The sequence below is a fragment of the Amycolatopsis plumensis genome (assembly GCF_042652605.1).
In the GTDB taxonomy this organism is placed as follows: Bacteria; Actinomycetota; Actinomycetes; order Mycobacteriales; family Pseudonocardiaceae; genus Amycolatopsis; species Amycolatopsis plumensis.
This window is the reverse complement of sequence record NZ_JBHSJY010000001.1, coordinates 7169498-7190132: the sequence shown is the minus strand read 5'-3', so window position 1 is coordinate 7190132 and position 20635 is coordinate 7169498. Positions and strand designations below refer to the sequence as shown.

Genomic DNA, 20635 nt, shown 5'->3' with positions numbered 1-20635 from the left:
TGTGAACGCTTTCGTGGTTGACCGCGAACGCCCGCACCCTCCACAGTGACCGCATGAACCGGGCCCTCGGGGTGCTGACCTGCGGCGCCTTCCTCTCGATCGTGCTCGGGGTCCTCGGCTCCGGGGAACCCTGGCTCGCTCTCGCGCTCGGCGCGGTCTTCGCCGTACTCGCCACCGTGGTCTTCGGCTGGGTGCGCGGCCGCGAACAGCTCGCCTGGGGTGCGGCCTACGTCGCCGTCCAGCTGCCCCTGGCCTTCGTGCTCTTCACCATCGACGCCGGGGTCGGGACGACGCTGTACCTGGTCGTGCTGGTCAGCCAGTGCGTGCTGCTGCGCCTGCCGCGGCCCGCGATCGCCCTCGTCATCGCCGTGATCCCGCTGGTGCACCTCGGGATGTCGCTGGGCGAAGGACTGCGGGAAGGCATCGGCACGCTCATGTCGGTGCTGTTCGCCGCGATCATCACCGAACTGTCGCTGCGGGAACAACGCTCGCGAAGCGAGCTCGCCGAGGCCTACGCGAAACTCCGTGACCACGCCGCCCAGGCGGAGCGGCTGGCGACGGCACAGGAACGCAACCGCGTCGCGCGCGACATCCACGACGGCCTCGGGCATTCGCTCACCGTCGTCCAGATGCAGGTGAAGGCCGCGCGGGCGGTGCTGCCGACCGATCCCGCCAAGGCCGACGACGTGCTGGCGAAAGCGCAGGAGCAGGCCGAAACCGCGCTGGCCGAGGTGCGCCGCTCGGTGCGGACGCTGCGGGAACCGCGGCCCGTCCCACCGCTGCCGGAGGCGCTGGAAGCCCTCGCCGAAGAGACGTCGGCCACCGGCGTCACGGCCCGGCTCACCGTGACCGGCACCGAACGCCCGCTGGCCGACGAGCAGCGCGAAGCGCTCTACCGGGCCGCGCAGGAAGGCCTGACGAACGTCCGCAAGCACGCCGGCGCCTCGACGGCCGACGTGGTCCTCGGCTACGCCGCCGGCGCGGTCCGGGTCGAGGTCCGCGACGACGGCCGGGGCAGCGACGGCGCGGCGTCGACCGGCTTCGGCCTGGTCGGCCTCCGTGAACGGGCCGAACACCTCGGCGGCGAGCTCGCCTTCACCTCGACCCCCGGCCGCGGCAGCGCCCTGACCATGGAGATCCCCGGATGACGCCGGTCCGCGTCCTGCTCGTCGACGACCAGGCCCTGTTCCGCGAAGCACTCGCCACCCTGCTCACCACGCACGACGGCATCGACGTCGTCGGCGAAGCCGGCAACGGCGACGAAGCCTTGCGCCAAGCCGCTGCGCTGGCACCGGACGTCGTCCTGATGGACCTGCGCATGCCGGTCCTCGACGGCGTGGCCGCCACCCGGCGGCTGCGGGTGGAGCAGCCGGGCGCCCGGGTCATCGCGCTGACCACGTTCGACGACGACGAAGACGTCTTCGCCGCCGTGCGCGCGGGCGCCGTCGGTTACCTGCTGAAGGACGTCTCCTCGGCGCGGCTGGTCGAGGCGGTGCTGGCCGCGGCCCGCGGGGAGTCGGTGCTGCAGCCCTCGGTGGCGGCGAAGGTGCTCGCCCGGTTCGCGCAGCTGCCGGACGCGCCGGAACCCCGGCCGCAGCCGCTCGTGGTGCCGCTGTCCGAGCGTGAACTCGACGTGCTGCGCCTGCTCGCCGACGGCCGCAGCAACCGCGAGATCGCCGCTGCCCTGTTCCTCGCCGAAGGCACGGTCAAGAACCACGTCACGAACGTGCTGGGCAAGCTCGGGGCGCGCGACCGCACCCAGGCCGCTCTGCGGGCGAGGGACCTCGGCCTGCTCTAGACCATGACCCCCGGTCATGACTTCCGGCACCTGGCCGCACGCCCGGAACCCGCGATGCTCCTTCCAGGACCAACCTGGAGGGAACCATGACCACCACCACAGCCCCGCGGACCACCACCCGCAAGCTCGCCCGCTTCGCCGGCCACTACGTCGAAATGGTCGCCGCCATGCTCATCGGCATGGTGGCGCTCGGCCCGCTGTGGCCCGCCGCCTGGCTCGAGCGCCCGGATGCCGACGCGCTCGTGATGGCCACGAACATGACCGTCGCGATGGTGCTCGCGATGGCGCTGCGCCGGCACTCGTGGCCGCGGATCGCCGAGATGGCCGCCGTGATGTACCTGCCGTTCGCGGCGCTGCTCGTGCCCTACTGGCTGGGCGCGATCTCCGGGACGGCGCTGATGGTCGCCGGGCACGTCGTCATGTTCCCGCTGATGCTCGCCGCCATGGTGTGGCGCCGCGCCGAGTACTGGCACTGATCATGCTCAAGCGCATCGCCTTCCTCCTCGCGGCGGTGATCGCCGTGCTGGTGGTCCCCGCCGTGGGCGCGACCGTCTCCGCGCTCGCGGCGTTCGACGCCCTCTACGCCCCCGGCCCGGCGCGGCCCGTCCCCGCCGCGGCCCCGGTCGCCCACGACCCGGCCAAGCCGACCGCGGTGGTCGTCATCGGCGACCGTGGTGCGGTCGTCTCCGACGCGCTCGCCCCCTACGAGATCCTGGCCGCGACCGGCCGGTTCAACGTCTACACGGTGGCGTCGCACCGCGAGCCGAAGCCGCTGACCGGCGGCCTCGACGTGGTGCCCGACCTCGATTTCGCCGGGCTGGCCGCCCGGCTCGGCGGGGCCGCGCCGGACCTCGTCGTCGTGCCCGCGTTCCCGGACGTCGGCGAGCCCACCACCCAGCCGGTGACCGGGTGGCTGCGGGAGCAGGCCGCCCACGGCTCGAAGCTGCTGAGCGTCTGCAACGGCGGCGCGGTGCTCGCCTCCGCCGGGTTGCTCGACGGACGGCCGGCCACCGCACACTGGCTGAAGGTCGACGCCTGGGCCGCCGAGTACCCGGCGGTGCGGTGGGTGCGCGGGGAGCGGTTCGTCGACGACGGGAACGTCGTGACCACCGCCGGGATCCTCTCCGGCATCGACGGCACGCTCCACTGGGTCGAGCGCCTGGCCGGGCCCGCGGTGGCGGCCGACGCCGCGGCGGCCATCGGCTGGCGCCGCTACGGCACCGCGGTGCCCGTGCACGCGCCGGCCGGCGTGCCGGACGCGGCCGCGATCGTCAACGCCGGGTTCCGCTGGAACCCCGACGAGATCGGCGTGCTGCTCGCGAACGGCGTCGGCGAGGTCGAACTCGCGTCGGTGTTCGACACCGAAGGCCAGTCGTTGTCTTCGCGCACCCTCGCGGTCAGCATCGACGGCGGCCCGATCCGGTCCCGGCACGGGCTGACGTTCCTGCCCCGCGCGGCCCTCGCCTCGGCGCGGCTCGACCGGCTGCTCGTCCCCGGCGCGACGCGCGGGATCACGCCGCCACCCGGCGCGCCGGCCCCCGAGTACGTCCACGACCGGCCGGGCTTCCCCTACGACACCGCGGTGAGCGGGCTGTCCCGCCACACCGACGTGGCGACCGCGCAGTGGACGGCGAAGGTCCTGGAACTGCCCACCGACGGGATCGTGTTCGAAGGTGACGCGTGGCCCTGGTTGCCGACGGCGCTGCCGATCGCGCTGGTGCTGCTCGGCGTCGCGGGCGTCGTCGTGGTGGTCCGGGTGCGGCGGAACCGGCTCAGCCGACCGGCTTGAGCTTCAGGTGGAAGTTGTCCAGGGTCGCCGGCAGCGGGTGCTCCGGGGACAGCACCGGTCCCGACGCCTGTTCGTACCGGTGCTCGCGCAGCAGGTTCGCCAGCATCGTGCTCGCGCAGAACTGGACCAGGTCCCGGCCCGGGCAGATCGCCGGGCCCGCACTGAACGGGACCAAAGCGGGGTTCTCCGCCGCCCGGCCGTCGAGCCAGAGGTCCGGCTCGAACCGGTCCGCGTAGGGCAGGTCCGGGTCCCGGTGGAAGAACGGCGTGAAGATCAGCACCGTCGTTCCCGCCGGGCCCCAGGACGTCTCTTCGGTCGTCTCGCGCAGGATCATCGGGGTGGTCGGCCACAGCCGGACCGCGTCCAGCACGCACGCGCGCAGGTAGCTCAGCTGATGGGGCTCGGTGAGGTCGAGGCCGTCCAGCTCCGAGCGGGCGCGCTCGGCCTCCGCCGGGTGGCTCGCCAGCAGCGCCAGCGTCCGGTACGTCGCCATGCCGGCCGCGTCGAACGCGAACAGCCAGTGGGCCACCTGATCGGCGGCGTCGGCCGCGTCTTCGGCGGCGATCACGGCGGCGAGGCTGCCCGGCTCGGCCCGCTTCAGGTGCTCGGCCAGGCGGCGCCGGAACTCCTCGCGCAGCTGCTTGCGCTTGGGGTGCGCGTACGCCCAGTTCGCGTCGAGGCGCAGCCGTTCGAGCTGGTCGGTGAGCGTCGTGTCGTCACGGGCGGCCGAGCCGAGCACCACGCGCCGGACCAGGCGCCACCACGTCACGTTGAAGGTGTCCCAGTCGAGCGTCGCCGACATCAGCGCGGCCGCCTCTTCGGCGATGGCCCGGGCGAACGGGGCCGCCAGCTCGTGCAGCGGACGGCCGAGCTGCAGCACGGCTTCGGTGAACCGGCGGCGGGCCGGCCGCTCGGCCGCGTCCGAAATCAGGACGCCGTGCGGCTGGAAGTGGCCCAGTGCGGCACGTTTCTCCACTGTGGACGGGCTGAACGGCGTCGGCGCGCCGGCCAGCAGCCGCTTCACGTCCACGCCGGACAGAGCCAGCCCGACGGACCGGCCGGGCACGCGCAGCTTCAGCGGGTGCCCGTAGTGGCGGTCGTGCAGGCGCCGCAACAGCCGCACGGCCCGGCGGTCGAACTGCAGCTTCCCGGCCACCGCCATCGCCGCCGGACGGCGCTTGATCACCCCACCGGCCAGCGTGGGCAGGGCCACTTCGAGCGCGACACGCAGGGTTTCGGCCACCGAAGCGGGCTCCGGGTGCGTGCGGTGTTCCCGAGTGGACGTCATGGCGCCCGGTTACCCGCGGGTGCCGTCCCGGAAACGCGCTCAGCCGCGCAGGGCGACGTTCAGCACGTCACCGGCGTGGTCCAAACAGTCCACACAGATCACCGCGTCCCGCGCGGCGCAGTCCACTCGCAGCAGCGGGCGCCGGAGCCCGAGGAACGTCCGGCGCTCCCGGCGGCCGCAGAAGTCGCAGACGGCGGCCAGCGGCGACGTCACCGCCGCCAGCACGTCACCCGCGCCGCTCTCCCGGTCCGCGCCGTCCCGCACCACCCGCAGGCCGGCCCGCACGCAGTCCACGCAGATCGGCCCGTTCCGGCCGGGCACCCGGGGGTCGCGCCGCCTGCCGCAGAACCGGCACGGCGTACCGGCCCCGTTCGTCGCCGTCACCGCGGCCTCCTCGTCGGTTTCGCCGCTCGCGCGCCGGGAATCCGGGCCGCGGCGCGCCTCTTCCTGCCACGCTACCCGGCTCCCGGGTACCCGGCCGATCGCAGTGGCGCGGGGACGAGTGCGCAGGAGGAGTTCGTTGTCGTCGTTGACGGTGTTGTTCGGAGTGGCCGGCGTGCTCGCGCTCGCCGCGGCCATCGTGCCGAAGCTGGTGGCCGACCGGCCGTTCTCGGTGCCGCTGGTGATGCTCGTGGCCGGGATCGTGCTCGGGATGCTGCCGCTGCCCGAGCCCTACGGCAATGGCTGGAGCGACCCGGCCGCCCACCTGGACGGCGTGGAATCCTTCGCCCAGCTCGGCATGCTCGTGGCGCTCGCCGGGGCGGGGCTGTCCGTCGACCGCTCGTTCGGCCTGAAGAGGTGGGGCTCGACCTGGCGGCTGCTCGCCATCACGATGCCGGTGTCGATCCTCGCGATCGCCCTGCTCGGCCACTGGTGGCTGGCGCTCGCCCCCGGCGTCGCGCTGCTGCTGGCCGCGGCACTGGCGCCGACCGACCCGGTGCTGGCGGGCGACATCGGCATCCCGCACCCCGACGTCGAGCCGGAACTGGCGCGGAACAACGAAATCCGCTTCACGCTGACGACCGAAGCCGGGCTCAACGACGGCCTCGCCATGCCGTTCATCGTGCTCGGCCTGGCCCTGGCGAGCGGGCAGCCCCGGATGGACCTGTCGTGGGTGCTGGTGGACCTGCTGCTGCCGCTGGTCATCGGCGTGGTGGCCGGCCTGGTCACCGGGCGGCTGCTCGGCTGGGCGATCTTCCGGACGCCTTCGGACCGGTTGCGGCTGGCCGAGTACGCCGACGGGCTGGTCCTGCTCGCACTCGCCTTCGTGCCCTACGCCCTGTCGGAAGTGGTTCACGGCAACGGGTTCGTCGCCGTGTTCGTCGCGGCGGTCGCGGTGCGCACGCAGGAACGCGAGCACGAGTACCACGGCGTCCTGCACGCCTTCGGCCACCAGCTGGAACGGCTGTTCGTCCCGCTCGCCCTGCTGGGACTGGGCCTGGCCATCGGCGACGGCCTGCTGCGCGGGCTGCGGCCCCTCGAAGTCGTGCTCGCCGTCATCGCCGTGCTGGTGGTCCGGCCGCTGGTGGGCTGGCTGTCCCTGCTCGGGGCGTCGTCGCCCGGACGCCCCGCCACCGCGGCGATCGCGTTTTTCGGCGTGCGCGGCATCGGCACGATCTACTACCTGGCCTACACGCTCAACCGGCTCCCATTGCCACAGCAAGACGTCCTGTGGCGGGTCGGCGCGCTCGCCGTCGCGGTGTCGGTGATCGTGCACGGCGTCCTCGCCGAGCCGGCGATCCAGCGGATCGAGCGGACGGGCGGGCACCTGCCGGCCGATGTGTAGTTTCCGAACCAGTGGGTAACTCTGGAGCAAGGCCCTTTTGGCGACTGGCCGATCCGGAAATGTCGCCGCGACGGAAGGTGCACTCTGATGAACGACAAGCTGGAGAACAAGGGCGAAGAGCTCAAGGGCCGGGCCAAGGAAGCCGTCGGCGACGCCACCGGCAACGAGCAGTGGCAGGCCGAGGGCAAGTCCGACCAGGCCAAGGGCTCGCTCAAGCAGGCAGGCGAGAAGATCAAGGACGCCGTGAAGGGCGTCACGGACAAGAAGTGACCCGTGTTCCGCTGCCGCGCCCCGGACGCCGGGGCGCGGCAGCGGGCTCATGTCTGGGGGCAGGACGTGTTCGAGGGCTTCACGCTGGACCGCGTCGACGTCGGTGACGTGACGCTGCGGGTCCGCCACGGCGGCTCGGGGCCGCCGGTCCTGCTGGTGCACGGGCACCCGCGGACGCACACGACGTGGTACCGCGTCGCCCCGCGGCTCGCCGAGCGGTTCACCGTCGTCTGCCCGGACACCCGCGGCTACGGCGAATCCACCAAGCCGCCGACCGACGAAGACCACACGCCCTACAGCAAGCGCGCGATGGCGGCGGACTGCGTCGCGCTGATGCGTCACCTCGGCCACGAGCGGTTCTTCGTGGCCGGTCACGATCGCGGCGCCTACGTGGCCACGCGCCTGGCGCTCGACCACCCCGGCGTCGTCCGCGGCGCGGCGATCCTCGACGCCGTCCCGATCGCCGAGGCCCTGGACCGCTGCGACGCGCGGTTCGCGCGCGAGTGGTACCACTGGTTCTTCTTCGCCCAGCCGGAAAAGCCCGAGCGGGTGATCACCGCCGACCCCGGCGCCTGGTACGACGTCGCCACGAGGAACACCCCCGAGCGGCTCGGCGCGGAGAACTTCGCCGACTTCCACCGCGCGATCCACGACCCGGCCACGGTCACCGCGATGCTCGAGGACTACCGCGCGGGCCTGGGTGTCGACCGCGCCCACGACGACGCCGACCGCGCCGCCGGGCGGCGGATCACCTGCCCCGCCCTCGTGCTCTGGTCCAGCGACGACGACATGGCAGACCTCTACGGTGACGTCCTGGCCGTCTGGCGGCCGTGGACGACCGACCTGCGCGGGCACGCGATCGCCTCCGGGCACCACGTGGCCGAGGAAAATCCCGAGGCCCTCGCCGCCGCGCTGGGCGAGTTCTTCGGCGGGATTCAGCGGTAGCGGGAGGCCAGTTCCGGGCTTTGGCCCCCGAAGGCGGCCAGGTCGGCCCGGAAGACGGCGTCGAGCAGGCCGGCGTCCTCGACACCGGGCGCGGTCACCACTTCGCCGAGCTCGAAGCCGCGCAGGGACGCGGTGACGACGTCGGCGGCGGCCATGCGGGGCACCGCGCTCAGGTCCAGGCCCTGGCGTTCGTGGAACTCGGTGGCGACGACGCCGGGGCACAGCACCTGCACGCGGACGCCGGTGCCCTCGAGTTCGGCGTTCAGTGTCTGGGACAGGGCGACGAGATAGGCCAGGGAGCCGGCGTAGACGGCCCGGCGGGGCAGCACGGAAGCGTCGGCGGGCCCGCTGAACGCGATCATCCCGGCCACGTTGACGATCCTCCCCCCGCCGCGTTCCTGCATGCCCGCGACCGCCGCGCGGGTGAGCATGGTGGGCGCGCCGACCTTGACGTGGACGAGCTCGCGGGCCTTGGCGGCGGGCAGCTGCGCCAGCGGCATGTAGTGGGCGACCCCGGCGTTGTTGACGAGCATGGTCAACGGCTCGGCCGCGCAGAGGGCGGCCAGGGTGTCGATGCCGTCGTCGGTGGACAGGTCGGCGGCCACCGTGCGGACCCGGACGTCCGGGTGGGCGGCGGCGAACTCGGCGAGACGGTCTTCGCGGCGGCCGGTGACGATCAGGTCGTAGCCGTCCGCGGCGAGGCGTTCGGCGAAGGCCCGGCCGATGCCGGAGGTGGCGCCGGTGACGAGAGCGAGCTGGTTCACGGTTTCGTTCCTTTCGCGGGATCTGCCACCACGATCGGCCGGTCCGCCGGGTGCGGGAAGTGGTCCGGTTTTCCTGGGACCGGCAGTACCAGGACAACGGGCCGCCGTGCTTGCACAATCGAGGGCATGGCGAACACCGCACTCGGCACGGCGCTGCGCCACTGGCGCGACCGCGTCTCACCCCAGGCCGCCGGCCTGCCCGCGGGCAGCCGCCGTCGCGCCGCCGGGTTGCGCCGCGAGGAGCTGGCCCAGCTGGCCGGCATCTCCGCCGACTACGTCATCCGGCTCGAGCAGGGCCGCGCCACCAGCCCGTCCGCGCAGGTCGTCGAGGCGCTGGCCCGCGCGCTGCGCCTCACCCGGGACGAACGGACGCACCTGTTCCGGCTGGCCGGCCTCGCGCCCCCGGGGCCCGGCACGGTCCCGCGGCACATCCCGCCCGGCGTCCACCGCATGCTGGACCGGCTCGACGGCACCCCCGTGGCCGTCTTCGACGCGGCCTGGAACCAGCTCCTGGTCAACTCGCTCTACACCGCCCTCATGGGGGAAGGGCACGACCTCAACGGCGTCCGGCGCAATTTCCTGAGCCCGAACACCCGGGTGCGCGACACGCCGGAGTCCCGCGACGCGCTGCAGGCGGCGCTGGTCGCCGACCTGCGCCGGACCGCGGGCCACTACCCCGACGACCCGGAGCTCCGAGCGCTCATCGCCGACCTCCGGCGGCACAGCCCCCGGTTCGCCGAGCTGTGGGAATCGGGGGCCGTCGGCCAGCACGAGTCCGCCCGCAAGACGATCGACCACCCGGACGTCGGCCCGCTGACCTTGGACTGCGACGTCCTCACCGTCGCGGGCAGCGACCTGCGGCTCATGGTCTACTCGGCCGAGCCGGGCACCGACGCGGCCGACCGGCTGGCCCTGCTGGGCGTCATCGGGACGCAGTCGCTGGTCGGGGAACAGCCGCGCTAGCTAGCCGTCGTGCGGCGGGTGCCGTCGCCCAGAGGCTCGGTCAGTCCGGCCGCGTCGAGGCGCTCCAGCAGCGGGATCATCACCCGGCGGGTGCTGTCCAAGGCCTTCCGGGCCTCCGAAACCGTGAACGGCTGCGGCAGCCGGCGCAGCTCCTCCACCGCTCGCTCCTCCACGTCCGCTCCGAGCACCACCCCGTCGGCGACCGCCGTCAGCCGGCCCAGGCGGACCGCGGCCGCCAGCTCGCGGCGGCCGAGGCCCAGTGCTCGCAGCTCGTCCGCTTCCGGCGCGCGGAACGGGTGCTCCGCGAGCCGTTTCGCCACCACCTCCAGCGCCTTCTCGACCGCGGGCGCGAGCTCGGCGCCGGGACGGCGGACCAGCCCGCCCGCCACCTCTAAGCCGGTGCCCCGCACCACGGGGACGACCAGCTCCGCGGCCGGGAGTCCGAGCCGCCGCCGCAACGCCTCCACCGGCACCCCGGCCGCCGTGCTGTCCCACGCCTTCACCACCGAGGCCGCCTGTGCACGCAGCTCCGTCAGCCGGTCCTCGTCCGCGCACCACTCGCCCAGCCGCTCCCCCACCGGACGCAGGCCCATCGCCGCGAAGTCTGCTTCACGCACAAAACCCTTGCGGTGCAAGTAAACCCGGGCAAGATCAGCTTCAGCCAGCTCGCGGCCACGCGCCCGCGCCGCGCCCCGGCGAGACAACGCGGGCGGGTCGACGTCGAGGACGTCGAACCCGGCGGCGATCCGGTGCTCGCCCGGATCGCGGACCAGGCCACGGTCCCCAGTGCGCAGCGGCAGCGGGATGGCCGTGGTGAGCCGCGCGGTGTCCGTCCCGAGTGGACGGACGCGCACCGGCACGGCCGCCGTTCCCAGGTGCAGCACCAGTTCGCGATGCAGGTCCGCCGCCGCCGCGCCGCGCAGCCGGACGTCGAACTCGGCCGTGGTGCGCCACCGGCCCGGGGTGAGCAGGACGTCGCTGCGCCCGACGTCGCCGCGTGCGGTGCCGCGCAGGTTCACCGCCACCCTGGCGACGGCGCCGACGCGGTCGCGGGGTTCGCCGAGCGCCTGCAGGGCGCGGACCTTCACCCGCGCCGACCCCAGCAGGAGCTCGTCGCCCGCGGCGATCGTGCCGGCGGCCAAGGTGCCCGTGACGACCGTGCCGGCCCCCGAGACCGTGAAGGCCCGGTCGATCCACAGCCGGACGTCGGCGTCCGGATCGGGTGACGGCAGCCCGGCGGTGAGGTCCCCGATTGCCGTGCGCAGGCGATCGAGGCCCGCACCCGTGGTCCCGCTGACGGCGACGCTCGGGACGTCCCCCAGCGAGGTCGCGGCGATCTCCCGCCGCGCGAGGGCCGTCGCGGCGGCCGGGTCGGCGCGGTCGGCCTTGGTGACGACCAGCAGGCCGCGGCGGACGCCGAACGCGTCCAGCGCCGCGAGGTGCTCGGCCGACTGCGGCATCCAGCCCTCGTCCGCGGCGACGACGAACAGCACCGCCGGGGCCGGTCCCGCACCGGCGAGCATGTTCGGCACGAACCGCTCGTGGCCCGGCACGTCGACGAAGGCGACGTCCTCCTCGCCGATCCGGGTCCACGCGAAGCCGAGGTCGATGGTGAGGCCGCGGCGGCGTTCCTCGGCCCACCGGTCCGGTTCCATCCCGGTCAGCCGCCGCACCAGCGTGGACTTCCCGTGGTCGACGTGCCCGGCGGTGACGATCACCCGCATCGGCGAACGGCTTCTCGCAGGTGCGCGTCCTCTTCCGGGCGCACGGTCCGCAGGTCCAGCAGGCAGCGGTCGCGCACGACCCGGCCGACGACCGGCGGATCGCCCGCGCGCAGGGCCGCCGCGAACCGCGCGGGCAGGCTGACCGCGGCGCTGGGCAGTTCGACGCCGGGCGCGCCCCCGCCGCCGACCGCCGCCGTCGATGCAACCGCTTCGGCGCCGAAGTCCCGCAGGCTCCCGGCCAGGGTGTCGGCGCGGCGCCGCAGGTCCTCGACGGACGCTTCGAGCGCGGCGCGCACCGGCGGGACCGGCCCGCGCAGCGTCGCTTCGAGGGCGGCGAGGGTGAGCTTGTCGACGCGCAGGGCCCGCGCCGCCGGGTGCCGCCGCAGCCGTTCGACGACGTCCTTCTCGCCGAAGAGCAGCCCGGCCTGCGGACCGCCGAGCAGCTTGTCGCCGCTGGCGGTGACGACCGTGGCGCCCGCCCGCAGCGCGCTCGCCGCGTCCGGTTCGCCCGGCAGGAGCGGGTGCGGGGCCGGCAGCCCCGAGCCGATGTCGGCGACCAGCGGCACGCCGAGCCCGGCCAGCTCGCCGAGCGCCGCCTCCGCGGTGAACCCGGTGACGCGGTAATTGGACGGGTGGACCTTGAGCACGAACCCGGTGTCCGGGCCGATCGCCGCGGCGTAGTCCCGGGCCGACGTCCGGTTCGTGGTCCCGACCTCGCGCAGCCGCGCGCCGGCCGACTCCAGGAGGTCCGGGATGCGGAAGCCGTCACCGATCTCGACCAGCTCGCCCCGGCTGACGACGATCTCCCGGCCCGGGGCCAGCGCGAGGGCGCAGAGCAGCAGGGCGGCCGCGTTGTTGTTGACGACGTGGACCGCGCCGGCGTCCGGGACGGCCGCCCGCAGCGCCGCGAGGGCGCCTCGGCCGCGGCGGGCCCGGTCGCCGGTCGCGAGGTCGAATTCGACGTCGGTGGCGCCGCCGGCCGCGGTGACGGCCTCGAGCGCGGCGGCCGAAAGCGGGGCCCGGCCGAGGTTGGTGTGCACGACGACGCCGGTCGCGTTGAGCACCGGCCGCAGCGAGGACGCGCTCGCCGGGAGCCGCTCGAGCACCGCGTCGGCGACGGCTTCCGGGGCGATCTCCCCCGCTCGCGCGGCTCGCTGGACGTCGTTGACCACCGATTTCACCAGGTCCCGGCCGAGCGACCCGGCGGCCTTGGCGATCCGGGGCTCGGCCAGGACCGCGTCGGTCCGCGGGATCGCGCGGCGCGGGTCAGGCATGGCGGAGGCGGACGGGAATCGAACCCGCCAGCGGCAGTACCTGCCGTTCGACGGTTTTGAAGACCGCGCCGGTCACCAGGCCGGATACGCCTCCCTGCACCATGGCAGCCATCCTGCCAAGTCCGCGCCAGGAAGGCAGGATGAACCGGTGGGTTTCCGACTGACGCAGTACGCGCACGGCGGTGGCTGCGCGTGCAAGATCCCGCCGGGCGAACTGGAAGCGGCCGTGGCCGGCCTGACCGGCGCCGCGCCCGTTTCGCCGCCGGGCGAGCTGCTCGTGGGCCTCGACACCGGCGACGACGCGGCCGCGGTCCGCATCTCCGGGGACACCGCGCTGGTCGCCACCACGGACTTCTTCACCCCGGTGGTCGACGACGCCTACGACTGGGGCCGGATCGCCGCGGCCAACGCGCTCTCCGACGTCTACGCCATGGGCGGCACGCCGGTGGTCGCGGTCAACCTGCTCGGCTGGCCGCGGGAAACGCTGCCGTTCGAACTGGCCGCCGAAGTGCTGCGCGGCGGCCTCGACGTCTGCGGCGAGGCCGGCTGCCACCTGGCCGGCGGGCACAGCATCGACGACCCGGAGCCGAAGTACGGGCTCGCGGTGACCGGCGTCGCGGATCCCTCGCGGCTGCTGCGCAACGACGCGGGCCGGGCGGGCCTGCCGCTGACGTTGACGAAACCGCTCGGCATCGGGGCGCTGAACTCGCGGCACAAGGCCACCGGCGAACGGTTCGAGCAGGCGATCGACGCGATGACGACGCTGAACGCGCCGGCGTCCCGGGCCGCGCTGGCCGCCGGGGCGGTATGCGCGACCGACGTGACGGGCTTCGGCCTGCTGGGGCACCTGCACAAGCTGGCGCGCGCGAGCGGCGTGACGGCCCGGGTGGATCCGGCGGCGGTCCCGTACCTCGAGGGCGCGCGGGAGGCGGTGCGCGACGGGTACGTCAGCGGCGGCACCCGCCGGAACCTCGACTGGGTCCGCCCGCACGCGGACCTGTCCCGGCTCCCGGAAGAGGAGGCGTTGCTGCTGGCGGACGCGCAGACGTCCGGTGGCCTGCTGGTGGCCGGGGAGCTGCCGGGCCACCCGGTGATCGGCTCCCTCGAACCGCGGTCGGAGCACACGATCGTCGTGGGGTGAGTTTCCGCTCCGGCCGCCCCGGGTAAGCGGGGCGGAGAACGATCAGGAGGTGGGCGATGCACGACCGGACCAGCCTGGAACAGCACCTGGCCGAGACCGAGTACCCGTGCGGCCGCGACGAGCTCCTGCGCCGGGCGGCCGCGGCGGGCGGCGGCGACTCCGTGCTCGGCTCGCTCGGCGGGCTGCCGGACACCGACCGGTACGAGAACTTCGACGCGGTGTGGGAAGCGGTGTCCGCCAAGCACATCGGCGGGGCGCCTTAGGCCAGCCGCTCCACCGCGTCGCGGGCTTCCTTGAGGTCCGCGCCGGTGCGCTCGCGGTAGGCCTTGATCGCCTGGATCTTCTTGCCCTGCCGCAGCAGCTCGGCCACCTCGGCGAGTTCCGGCTCGTCGGTGGCGACACCGAGGTGCCCGGCGATCGCGTCGAGCTTCCGCTCCACCCGAGCGAGGCGGCGGTCGACCCGGGCGAGCCTGCGGTCCGTGGCCGACGACGCCAGCCCCACGACCGCGACGAGCGCGACGACACCGAGCAAGAGCATCCCGTAGTCCATGCGGCGCATGCTACTTCCGGAAATTGTCGGTCCCCGTGGCTAGGGTGACGCCATGACGACATTGACCGACCGTCCGCACACCGCGCTGCTCGTCATCGACGTGCAGAACGGCGTGATGGAGACGGCGCACGACCGCGAATCCGTCCTCGCCAACCTCGTCACGCTGGTCGACAAAGCCCGGGCGGCGGGCACCGAGGTGGTGTGGGTCCAGCACAGCAGCGACGAGCTGCCGCGCGGCAGCCAGACGTGGGAGTACGTGCCGGAGCTGGTCCGCCGCGAGGAGGAGCCGCTGGTGCACAAGCTGTACGGCGATTCGTTCGAGGACACGGATCTGGAGGAGGTCCTGGCGAGTCGCGGAATCGGTTCCCTGGTGGTGGCCGGCGCGCAGACGGACGCGTGCATCCGCTCCACACTGCACGGAGCCCTGGCCCGCGGGTATGACGTGACGCTGGTGTCGGACGCGCACTCGACGGAGGACCTGTCGGCGTACGGGGCCCCGCCGCCGGGGCAGGTCATCGCGCACACGAACCTGTATTGGAAGTACCAGACCGCGCCGGGGCGGACCGCCGGGACGGTGGAGACCGCGGAGGTGGAGTTCGGGGTGAAGGCACCGGCCTGAGGCTGTGCGCTGGGGCGGGTGGCTTGGGGGCGCGTGGTGGCGACCGCGAGTCTGGGCGGTGGCCGGGGTGCCGCGGACCGGGCTCGGCCGCTGCAGCCGCGAACCTGGGCGGGTGCCCGGGCTGGAGCCACTGTTCCGGCCGCGAGCCTGCGGGCGGCCCGGAAGTAGCCGCGGTGCCGCAGGCCGCGCCCTACTCTCCAGCCGCGAGACCTGAGCGAGCGGCCGGGAGGCCAGCCCGCTACTCCCGCTCGAAGCCGTACGCGCGCTCCACCCGGGCCACCTCGATGTGGTACCCCGCATACCACTGCTCCCGCCCCCGGCGCTGGGCCTCCCGGTGCTCCGGGTGCCGCTTCCACGCCGCGATGGACTCGGCGTCGCGGTAGTAGAGCACCGTCAGCTCGTGGCCGTCCGCGTCCGTTTTCGACTCGCGGCCCAGGTAGCCCGGCTGGGCGCGGCCGAGCTCGCCCATCCGCGCATCCATTTCCGCGTAACCGTCCAGGTTGTCCGCGTCCAAGGTGCTCGTGATGATCACCGCGTAGTACGGGGGTTCGGGTCTGGTGAACGACACCGCCGGAGCGTAAGTCGCCGGTCCCGGCCGCCCAAGCGGTTTTCTCAGCCTCCGCGCACCTCGTCGCGCAGGGCTCGGGCCACCCGGGCCATCAGGATCTCCGCCTCGGGCTGGAGGACCGCCGGCACCCTCGATTCCGTCAGCGCCACCACCGCGAACACGCCGCCGTCCGCGTGCTCGACCACGCCCATCTCGTGCCGCAGGTTCAGCAGCGTCCCCGTCTTCGACGACCACCGGGCGGCGTCGGAAGCGAAGTCGGGCGTCAAGCGGTGGCGAATCAGGTTGTTCGCCATCAGCTCGCGCACGCCGCCGGCCACCGACGGGTCGATCTTCGACGGTGTCCACAGTGCCTGCAGCAGTGAGAGCAGCGCCCGCGCCGACGCCGAGTTCGCGCGCGTGACGTCGAGCTGCGGGAGGCGGTGGCCCCGGCCGGCCGTCGACGCGCCGATCGCGAGCGCGTGGGCCAGGTCCGCCTCGCCCGGGTCGAACCGCTCGGCCGGGGTCTCGACGAGGTCGCGCAGCAGGTGGCGCACCGCGATCCCGCCCAGTCCCCACTCCCCCAGCATCCGCGTGACCTCCGCGGGCGGCGTGAGTCCGAACAGGACGTCCGCGGCCGTTCCGTCGCTCAGGGATGTGCTCAGGTACAGCAGGTCGCCGAGGGCGATCCGGGCCGGGTGCCGAAACCGGGTCAGGCCGGTCGGCCCGGGAGTGGTGACCCGGCCGGGCGCCACCTCCAGCTGGGTCGCCGCGTCGAGTTCGCCGCGGCGGATGCGCTCGAGGGTCGCCGCCGCCAGCGGGACCTTGACCAGGGACGCCATCGGGTATTCGCGGTCCGGGTCGATGCCGAGCTCGGCGCCCGATCGCAGGTCGCGGACCAGGAACGAGCCACGCAGGCCACCTTCGTCGAGTTCCGCGCGCAAGTCGCGGACCAGCGCCTCGGCCATCACCGGGCCGCGATCCGACGCGCCACGCCGTGGGCGGCGATCACCGGCCCGCTCCGAGGCAGCGCCCGACCGCGGCGTGCAGGGTCGTCCGCAGCCGGTCCGCGTCCTCGGCCAGCGCCGCCGCGACGCCGAAGCCGCGCGCCAGGCCGAGCTCGCCGATCGGCCGCCACGACAACCCCAGCTCCTCGGCCTGGGCCACCGAGCACAGCAGCAGATCCGCCGAGGCGAACACCTCCGCGGCCGCCGCGGTGAGCGAATCGGCCACCGACACCTGTGCCGGGGACAGGCCCACCGCGTCCCGTACCCGCAGCACCCGGTCGCGCACGTGCGGGACGTCGTCCTCCGGCTGGATCCAGACCCGCCGCCGCACGCCGGCGGACCGGCCCGTCCGCAGCGTCTCCAGGTGCACGACCCGGCTCGGCCCGAGGTCCACCGCGGCCACCCCCAGCGGCACCGACCACACGGCTTCCTCGGCCGGGACCGCGGTGAGCGCGGCCCGCACCTCGCTCGTGCGGACGAGCTCGGCCCGCTCGCCCGGCCCCGCCGCGCGGAACTCGAGGTGGACCTCCAGCGCCCGGGCTTCGGCGGCGAGCCCGGCGAGCTCCCGCACCCCGCAGGTCGCGGGCACGGCCACCCGGACCGGCCGCAGCCGGGCGCGCTTCGCGTCGTGTTCCATCGCCTCGGCCAGCTGCACGAGCCGCCGCGCCGAAGGCAGCACGTCCCGGCCGAACGGCGTCAGCCGCGCCCGGCGGGTCGAGCGATCGAAGAGCCGCTCCCCGAAGTGCCGTTCCAGCGCGGCGATGCGCCGGCTGGCGACCGGCTGCGGGATCCGCGCGAGCGCCGCGCCCGCCGTGAAGCTCCCCGTTTCGCTCACGCTCACGAACGCCCTGCAGCCGCCGACCAGGTCCACGACCTCATCTTATGCCGAATCCGCATCGAAAAGTGCATTCCCGTCTTGGACAGCATGAACGAACGTCGTGAGACTGCGGAGGACGCTCAAGATCCGGAAGGAAGTCCTCGTGCCGTTCCCCCGAGCCCGCCGGGCCGTAATCGCCGTGCTGGTCTCCGTCCCGCTCACCGCGTGCGCCGCCCCAGCGCCGGCACCGGCCCCGCCGACGACGTCGGCGGCAGCGACCACCCCGGCCCCGCAGCCGGACTTCGCCGCGCTCGAACGCAGCTTCGACGCCCGCCTCGGCGTGTACGCCGTCGACACCGGTTCAGGTCGGGAGATCGCCCACCGCGCCGACGAGCGCTTCGGCTACGCCTCGACGCACAAAGCGTTCTCCGCCGCGGCCGTCCTGCAGCGCACCAGCCTCGAGGGGCTCGCGAAGAACCTGACCTACACCCGCGCCGACCTCCAGCCGAACTCCCCCGTCACCGAACAGCACGTCGCCACCGGCCTCCCGCTGCGCGACGCGATCGACGCGGCCCTGCGCTACAGCGACAATACGGCCGCGAACCTGCTGTTCCGGGAGCTCGGCGGCCCGGCGGGGCTGGCCGCCGCGCTGCGCGGGATCGGCGACACGACCACCCACGTCGACCGGATCGAACCCGGCCTCAACGACCTCGCCCCGGGCGACGTCCGGGACACGAGCACCCCGCGCGCGATGGCCGGCAGCTTGCGTGCCTTCGCCCTCGGCTCCGCGCTGCCCCCCGAAAAGCAGGCCGTGCTGACCGACATGATGCGCGCCAACACGACCGGCGCGGCCCTGATCCGGGCCGGCGCGCCCGCGGGCTGGGCCGTCGCCGACAAGACCGGCACCGGCAGCTACGCCACCCGCAACGACATCGCCGTCGTCTGGCCGCCGGGGCGGGCGCCGATCGTGCTGGCGGTGATGTCGAGCCGCCAGGCCGAGAACGCCGACCACGACGACCGGCTCATCGCACAGGCGGCGAAGCTCGTCCTCGACGCCCTCCGGGGAAGCTAGCCGAAGAGCCGGCGCACCTCCGCCTCGACGTCGCCGAGCCACGCGGCCCGCTGAGCCGCGTCGGCGTCGGCCACCACCCGCAGCACCAGCCTGCCCACCTCCGGCTCCCCGAGGTAAGGAGCGAGGCAGCGCCGCCAGATCGCGTCCAGGGGGTCGCCGAACAGCGTGCGCTCCCGCTCCTCGGTGGTGTCCGAGGTGTTGACCACCAGCAGCCGCCGCAGAGACAGCAGCGACTCGGGAGCGCCGCCGGCGTCGTCGAGGCGGTAGGCCACGCCGGGGACGAGGATCCGGTCGAGCCAGCCGCTGAGGATCGCCGGTGGTTTGCCCCACCAGTTCGGGTGGATCGCGACGAGACCACCCGCGGTGGCCAGCTCCTCCCGGTGCCGCCGCACCAGCGGATCCGGTTCGGCGGCGAGGAACTCCTCCGCCCGCGTTCCGCTGGTGTAGGCCTCGTCCGCGGTCAGCACCGGGTCGAAGCCTTCGGCGTACAGGTCGTGGAACCGCACCGGACGGCCGGCGGCGGTCAGCGCGGCGACGACCCGGTCGGCGAGTGCGTGGTTGAAGCTGCCGGGCCGCGGGTGGGCCAGCAGCACCACCACCGGCTTGTCGTCGATCACCATGATCACGCCATCCTGCCACGGCCGGACCGCGGCGGGATTCCGCGGTGAGCTCAGCCCGCGGTGGCCAGCAAGCCCGGTCCCGACGGCGCGTTCCGCACCAGGCAGGCGTGACACGGCATGCCGCGCAGGCCGTCCAGCACCTCGGCTTCCGCCGGGAAGATCGACTCGCCGCACAGGGCGGTCAGGTGCTCCGGCACCGGTCCGGCAGGCACGGGGATCAGGTGGCACACGCGTCTGCTCTCGCCGACGACGCCTCGGCGTAGCCGCACCAATGCGAGCATTCCACCGTTTTCACCCATGTGAGCACGGTAAGCGAAGATCAAGGCCCGGGCTTCGTGTCGACGACCCAACGATCTTGGGTCCCGGTGGTCCCGGGCACCAAAGTCACGCCGGGGACAGCACCGCCGAGCCCAGCCGGCGGCACAGGGCCAGCGCCAGCTCGACATCCAGCCGCCCTTCGCCGAGGGCGCGCGGGAGCAGTTCCTGTGCCTTGCGGACGCGGTACTGCACGGAGTTCTTGTGCATCGTCAGCTCGGCGGCCGCCGCGGTGTAGCTGCCGCCGGAGGACAGGAACACCCGCAGCGTCTCGCGCAGCCGGCCGCCGTTCTCGTCGTCGGCGGCCAGCGGTCCGAGCGTGCTCGCCACCCACAGGCGGGCCGCGTTCAGGTCGCTCGTCATCAGCGCCACCGTGCCGACCTCCCGGAAGGTCAGCGCGCGGTCGCAGTGCTCGCCGGCGGCGAGCGCCAGCGCGTGCACCCGGCGGGCCTGCTGGTGGGTGTCGCGGAAGCCGGCGACCCCGGTGCCCGGGTCGCCGACGGTCACCCGCACGCCGGCTTCGGCCTCGGCGAGCGCCGCGTCGAGGTGTTCCCGGCCGATCGTCGCGCCCGGGGCGAGCGGGAGCCACACCCAGGCGCTGGCCTCGTCCCGCGGCACGAACAGCGGGCGGCCCTGCCCGCGGACGCGCTCGAACACCGCGCCCGCGACCGACTCCAGCAACGAGAGGGCGTCGTCGACGAAGGCCTCCGACGCGTGCCAGACGATCATCCCCACGTGCGTGCCGCGCAGGCGGTAGCCGATCACCGCCTCGGCCGCGTCGACGTCGGGCGGGCCGCCGTTGCCGTCGAGCAGGTCCGCCACCTTCGCCGCCCGCGCGGCACTGCGGTTGAGCAGCCAGCGGTCGCGTTCGTCCTGGTAGACGCCGACGAGCTGGCGCACCACCCGGGTGATGAACTCGTAGGCGACCCGCAGCAGCCGGCGCATCATGGCGCCGAGCAGGGCCGCGTCGTCGACCAGCCGGGTGCACTCCTGGAACCCGAAGTCGAGCATCGCGGCCTGCCCGAGGTCGTACGCGCGGATCAGGTCGAACACCGGGGTGCCGCGCTGCGCCAGTCGGCGCGCGTACTCGATCGCCGCGGCCGGCGGCTCGATACCGGCCGGATCGATGCCGTGCCGGAAGATCTGCAGCGCGGTCTCGATGTTCTGGTACACGCTCGCCGACAGCAAGCTCACCATGCGCTCGTCGTCGTTGACCAGCTGCGGCAGATCGGTGGCGTACAGCTGGACCAGTTCGCCGGTGAGTTCGCCCGCGCGGCCCTCGAGGGTGGCGGCGATCTGCCGGATGCGCTCCGAGACGACTTCTTCGTCCACCATGGAGCCACCTTAGG

The 20635-nt window shown here is 74.0% G+C and carries 26 protein-coding genes and 1 tRNA gene; 13 read left to right on the top strand and 14 right to left on the bottom strand.

Features of this window, described 5'->3' with window-relative positions:
- Window positions 1-53 precede the first annotated feature (53 nt).
- The 4 genes from ACFPLC_RS34915 (at window position 54) to ACFPLC_RS34900 (ending at window position 3587) form a co-directional block, all read left to right on the top strand.
- Window positions 54-1148 carry a sensor histidine kinase gene (locus ACFPLC_RS34915; RefSeq protein ID WP_378190986.1) on the top strand — a complete coding sequence of 365 codons (1095 nt, stop codon included), beginning with the start codon at window positions 54-56 and terminating at the stop codon, window positions 1146-1148.
- On the top strand, window positions 1145-1798 hold the full coding sequence (locus ACFPLC_RS34910; protein ID WP_378190988.1) for a response regulator: 654 nt from the start codon (window positions 1145-1147) through the stop codon (window positions 1796-1798). The genes ACFPLC_RS34915 and ACFPLC_RS34910 overlap by 4 nt, the downstream gene beginning before the upstream one ends.
- Before the next feature lie 86 nt (window positions 1799-1884).
- The gene (locus ACFPLC_RS34905; RefSeq protein WP_378190990.1) at window positions 1885-2274 is read left to right on the top strand and encodes a hypothetical protein; all 390 of its coding nucleotides are present in this window, start codon (window positions 1885-1887) and stop codon (window positions 2272-2274) included.
- Window positions 2275-2276: 2 nt separating this feature from the next.
- The gene (locus tag ACFPLC_RS34900) at window positions 2277-3587 is read left to right on the top strand and encodes a DJ-1/PfpI family protein (RefSeq protein ID WP_378190992.1); all 1311 of its coding nucleotides are present in this window, start codon (window positions 2277-2279) and stop codon (window positions 3585-3587) included.
- Here the strand turns inward: ACFPLC_RS34900 and ACFPLC_RS34895 are convergent.
- Entirely contained in the window at window positions 3571-4875 is a 1305-nt protein-coding gene (locus ACFPLC_RS34895; protein WP_378190995.1) for a cytochrome P450, read from the bottom strand. The genes ACFPLC_RS34900 and ACFPLC_RS34895 overlap by 17 nt on opposite strands.
- 39 nt (window positions 4876-4914) lie before the next feature.
- Entirely contained in the window at window positions 4915-5454 is a 540-nt protein-coding gene (locus tag ACFPLC_RS34890; RefSeq protein ID WP_378191555.1) for a hypothetical protein, read from the bottom strand.
- On the opposite strand from ACFPLC_RS34890, the gene ACFPLC_RS34885 reads away from it, so the two are divergent.
- The 3 genes from ACFPLC_RS34885 (at window position 5396) to ACFPLC_RS34875 (ending at window position 7876) form a co-directional block, all read left to right on the top strand.
- The gene (locus ACFPLC_RS34885) at window positions 5396-6661 is read left to right on the top strand and encodes a cation:proton antiporter domain-containing protein (protein ID WP_378190997.1); all 1266 of its coding nucleotides are present in this window, start codon (window positions 5396-5398) and stop codon (window positions 6659-6661) included. The two genes, ACFPLC_RS34890 and ACFPLC_RS34885, sit on opposite strands and share 59 nt — an antisense overlap.
- Before the next feature lie 87 nt (window positions 6662-6748).
- Complete coding sequence (locus ACFPLC_RS34880) at window positions 6749-6931, top strand: CsbD family protein (RefSeq protein WP_308670772.1); 183 nt, start codon at window positions 6749-6751, stop codon at window positions 6929-6931.
- A gap of 66 nt (window positions 6932-6997) precedes the next feature.
- Complete coding sequence (locus ACFPLC_RS34875) at window positions 6998-7876, top strand: alpha/beta fold hydrolase (RefSeq protein ID WP_378191536.1); 879 nt, start codon at window positions 6998-7000, stop codon at window positions 7874-7876.
- Here the strand turns inward: ACFPLC_RS34875 and ACFPLC_RS34870 are convergent.
- Window positions 7867-8640: an SDR family NAD(P)-dependent oxidoreductase gene (locus ACFPLC_RS34870; RefSeq protein ID WP_378190999.1), complete on the bottom strand. Its 774-nt coding sequence runs from the start codon at window positions 8638-8640 to the stop codon at window positions 7867-7869. The two genes, ACFPLC_RS34875 and ACFPLC_RS34870, sit on opposite strands and share 10 nt — an antisense overlap.
- Window positions 8637-8768 carry a hypothetical protein gene (locus tag ACFPLC_RS34865; RefSeq protein WP_378236027.1) on the bottom strand — a complete coding sequence of 44 codons (132 nt, stop codon included), beginning with the start codon at window positions 8766-8768 and terminating at the stop codon, window positions 8637-8639. The genes ACFPLC_RS34870 and ACFPLC_RS34865 overlap by 4 nt, the downstream gene beginning before the upstream one ends.
- On the opposite strand from ACFPLC_RS34865, the gene ACFPLC_RS34860 reads away from it, so the two are divergent.
- Window positions 8767-9603: a helix-turn-helix transcriptional regulator gene (locus ACFPLC_RS34860; protein WP_378191001.1), complete on the top strand. Its 837-nt coding sequence runs from the start codon at window positions 8767-8769 to the stop codon at window positions 9601-9603. The two genes, ACFPLC_RS34865 and ACFPLC_RS34860, sit on opposite strands and share 2 nt — an antisense overlap.
- Here ACFPLC_RS34860 and ACFPLC_RS34855 read toward each other — a convergent pair.
- The 3 genes from ACFPLC_RS34855 to ACFPLC_RS34845 all read right to left on the bottom strand — a co-directional run bounded on the left by ACFPLC_RS34855 (window position 9600) and on the right by ACFPLC_RS34845 (window position 12695).
- Window positions 9600-11327: a SelB domain-containing protein gene (locus tag ACFPLC_RS34855; RefSeq protein WP_378191004.1), complete on the bottom strand. Its 1728-nt coding sequence runs from the start codon at window positions 11325-11327 to the stop codon at window positions 9600-9602. The two genes, ACFPLC_RS34860 and ACFPLC_RS34855, sit on opposite strands and share 4 nt — an antisense overlap.
- Window positions 11318-12601: an L-seryl-tRNA(Sec) selenium transferase gene (gene selA, locus ACFPLC_RS34850; protein WP_378191006.1), complete on the bottom strand. Its 1284-nt coding sequence runs from the start codon at window positions 12599-12601 to the stop codon at window positions 11318-11320. Before selA ends, ACFPLC_RS34855 begins: the two co-directional genes overlap by 10 nt.
- Window positions 12601-12695 (bottom strand) — tRNA-Sec (locus ACFPLC_RS34845). Before ACFPLC_RS34845 ends, selA begins: the two co-directional genes overlap by 1 nt.
- A gap of 54 nt (window positions 12696-12749) precedes the next feature.
- On the opposite strand from ACFPLC_RS34845, the gene selD reads away from it, so the two are divergent.
- Window positions 12750-13742, top strand: a complete 993-nt coding sequence (gene selD, locus ACFPLC_RS34840) for a selenide, water dikinase SelD (RefSeq protein ID WP_378191009.1) — start codon at window positions 12750-12752, stop codon at window positions 13740-13742.
- Between the two features lie 56 nt (window positions 13743-13798).
- Entirely contained in the window at window positions 13799-14005 is a 207-nt protein-coding gene (locus ACFPLC_RS34835; protein WP_191311191.1) for a DUF2795 domain-containing protein, read from the top strand.
- Here ACFPLC_RS34835 and ACFPLC_RS34830 read toward each other — a convergent pair.
- A complete protein-coding gene (locus tag ACFPLC_RS34830; protein ID WP_191311189.1) occupies window positions 14002-14292 on the bottom strand; it encodes a hypothetical protein in 291 nt (96 codons plus the stop codon). The two genes, ACFPLC_RS34835 and ACFPLC_RS34830, sit on opposite strands and share 4 nt — an antisense overlap.
- A gap of 52 nt (window positions 14293-14344) precedes the next feature.
- Here ACFPLC_RS34830 and ACFPLC_RS34825 point away from each other — a divergent pair, with 52 nt between their 5' ends.
- Window positions 14345-14911, top strand: coding sequence for a cysteine hydrolase family protein (locus ACFPLC_RS34825; RefSeq protein WP_378191012.1), 567 nt, complete (start codon window positions 14345-14347; stop codon window positions 14909-14911).
- Window positions 14912-14947: 36 nt separating this feature from the next.
- Complete coding sequence (locus ACFPLC_RS34820) at window positions 14948-15079, top strand: hypothetical protein (protein WP_378236026.1); 132 nt, start codon at window positions 14948-14950, stop codon at window positions 15077-15079.
- A gap of 70 nt (window positions 15080-15149) precedes the next feature.
- Here ACFPLC_RS34820 and ACFPLC_RS34815 read toward each other — a convergent pair whose 3' ends face one another.
- Genes ACFPLC_RS34815 through ACFPLC_RS34805 form a run of 3 tightly spaced genes read right to left on the bottom strand, consistent with a single transcriptional unit; the run spans window position 15150 to window position 17333 of the window.
- The gene (locus tag ACFPLC_RS34815; protein WP_378191014.1) at window positions 15150-15479 is read right to left on the bottom strand and encodes an antibiotic biosynthesis monooxygenase family protein; all 330 of its coding nucleotides are present in this window, start codon (window positions 15477-15479) and stop codon (window positions 15150-15152) included.
- A gap of 44 nt (window positions 15480-15523) precedes the next feature.
- Window positions 15524-16423, bottom strand: coding sequence for a serine hydrolase (locus ACFPLC_RS34810; RefSeq protein WP_378191016.1), 900 nt, complete (start codon window positions 16421-16423; stop codon window positions 15524-15526).
- A 40-nt stretch (window positions 16424-16463) separates the two neighbouring features.
- Window positions 16464-17333, bottom strand: a complete 870-nt coding sequence (locus tag ACFPLC_RS34805; RefSeq protein ID WP_378191018.1) for a LysR family transcriptional regulator — start codon at window positions 17331-17333, stop codon at window positions 16464-16466.
- A 109-nt stretch (window positions 17334-17442) separates the two neighbouring features.
- Here ACFPLC_RS34805 and bla point away from each other — a divergent pair, with 109 nt between their 5' ends.
- The gene (bla, locus tag ACFPLC_RS34800; RefSeq protein WP_378191020.1) at window positions 17443-18351 is read left to right on the top strand and encodes a class A beta-lactamase; all 909 of its coding nucleotides are present in this window, start codon (window positions 17443-17445) and stop codon (window positions 18349-18351) included.
- On the opposite strand, the gene ACFPLC_RS34795 is transcribed toward bla, so the two are convergent.
- From ACFPLC_RS34795 to ACFPLC_RS34785, 3 genes are all read right to left on the bottom strand, one after another.
- Window positions 18348-19085: an NAD(P)H-dependent oxidoreductase gene (locus ACFPLC_RS34795; RefSeq protein WP_378236025.1), complete on the bottom strand. Its 738-nt coding sequence runs from the start codon at window positions 19083-19085 to the stop codon at window positions 18348-18350. The genes bla and ACFPLC_RS34795 overlap by 4 nt on opposite strands.
- Window positions 19022-19270, bottom strand: coding sequence for a hypothetical protein (locus ACFPLC_RS34790; protein ID WP_378191024.1), 249 nt, complete (start codon window positions 19268-19270; stop codon window positions 19022-19024). Before ACFPLC_RS34790 ends, ACFPLC_RS34795 begins: the two co-directional genes overlap by 64 nt.
- Window positions 19271-19355: 85 nt before the next feature.
- The gene (locus tag ACFPLC_RS34785) at window positions 19356-20621 is read right to left on the bottom strand and encodes a PucR family transcriptional regulator (RefSeq protein ID WP_378191026.1); all 1266 of its coding nucleotides are present in this window, start codon (window positions 20619-20621) and stop codon (window positions 19356-19358) included.
- Between the last annotated feature and the right edge of the window lie 14 nt (window positions 20622-20635).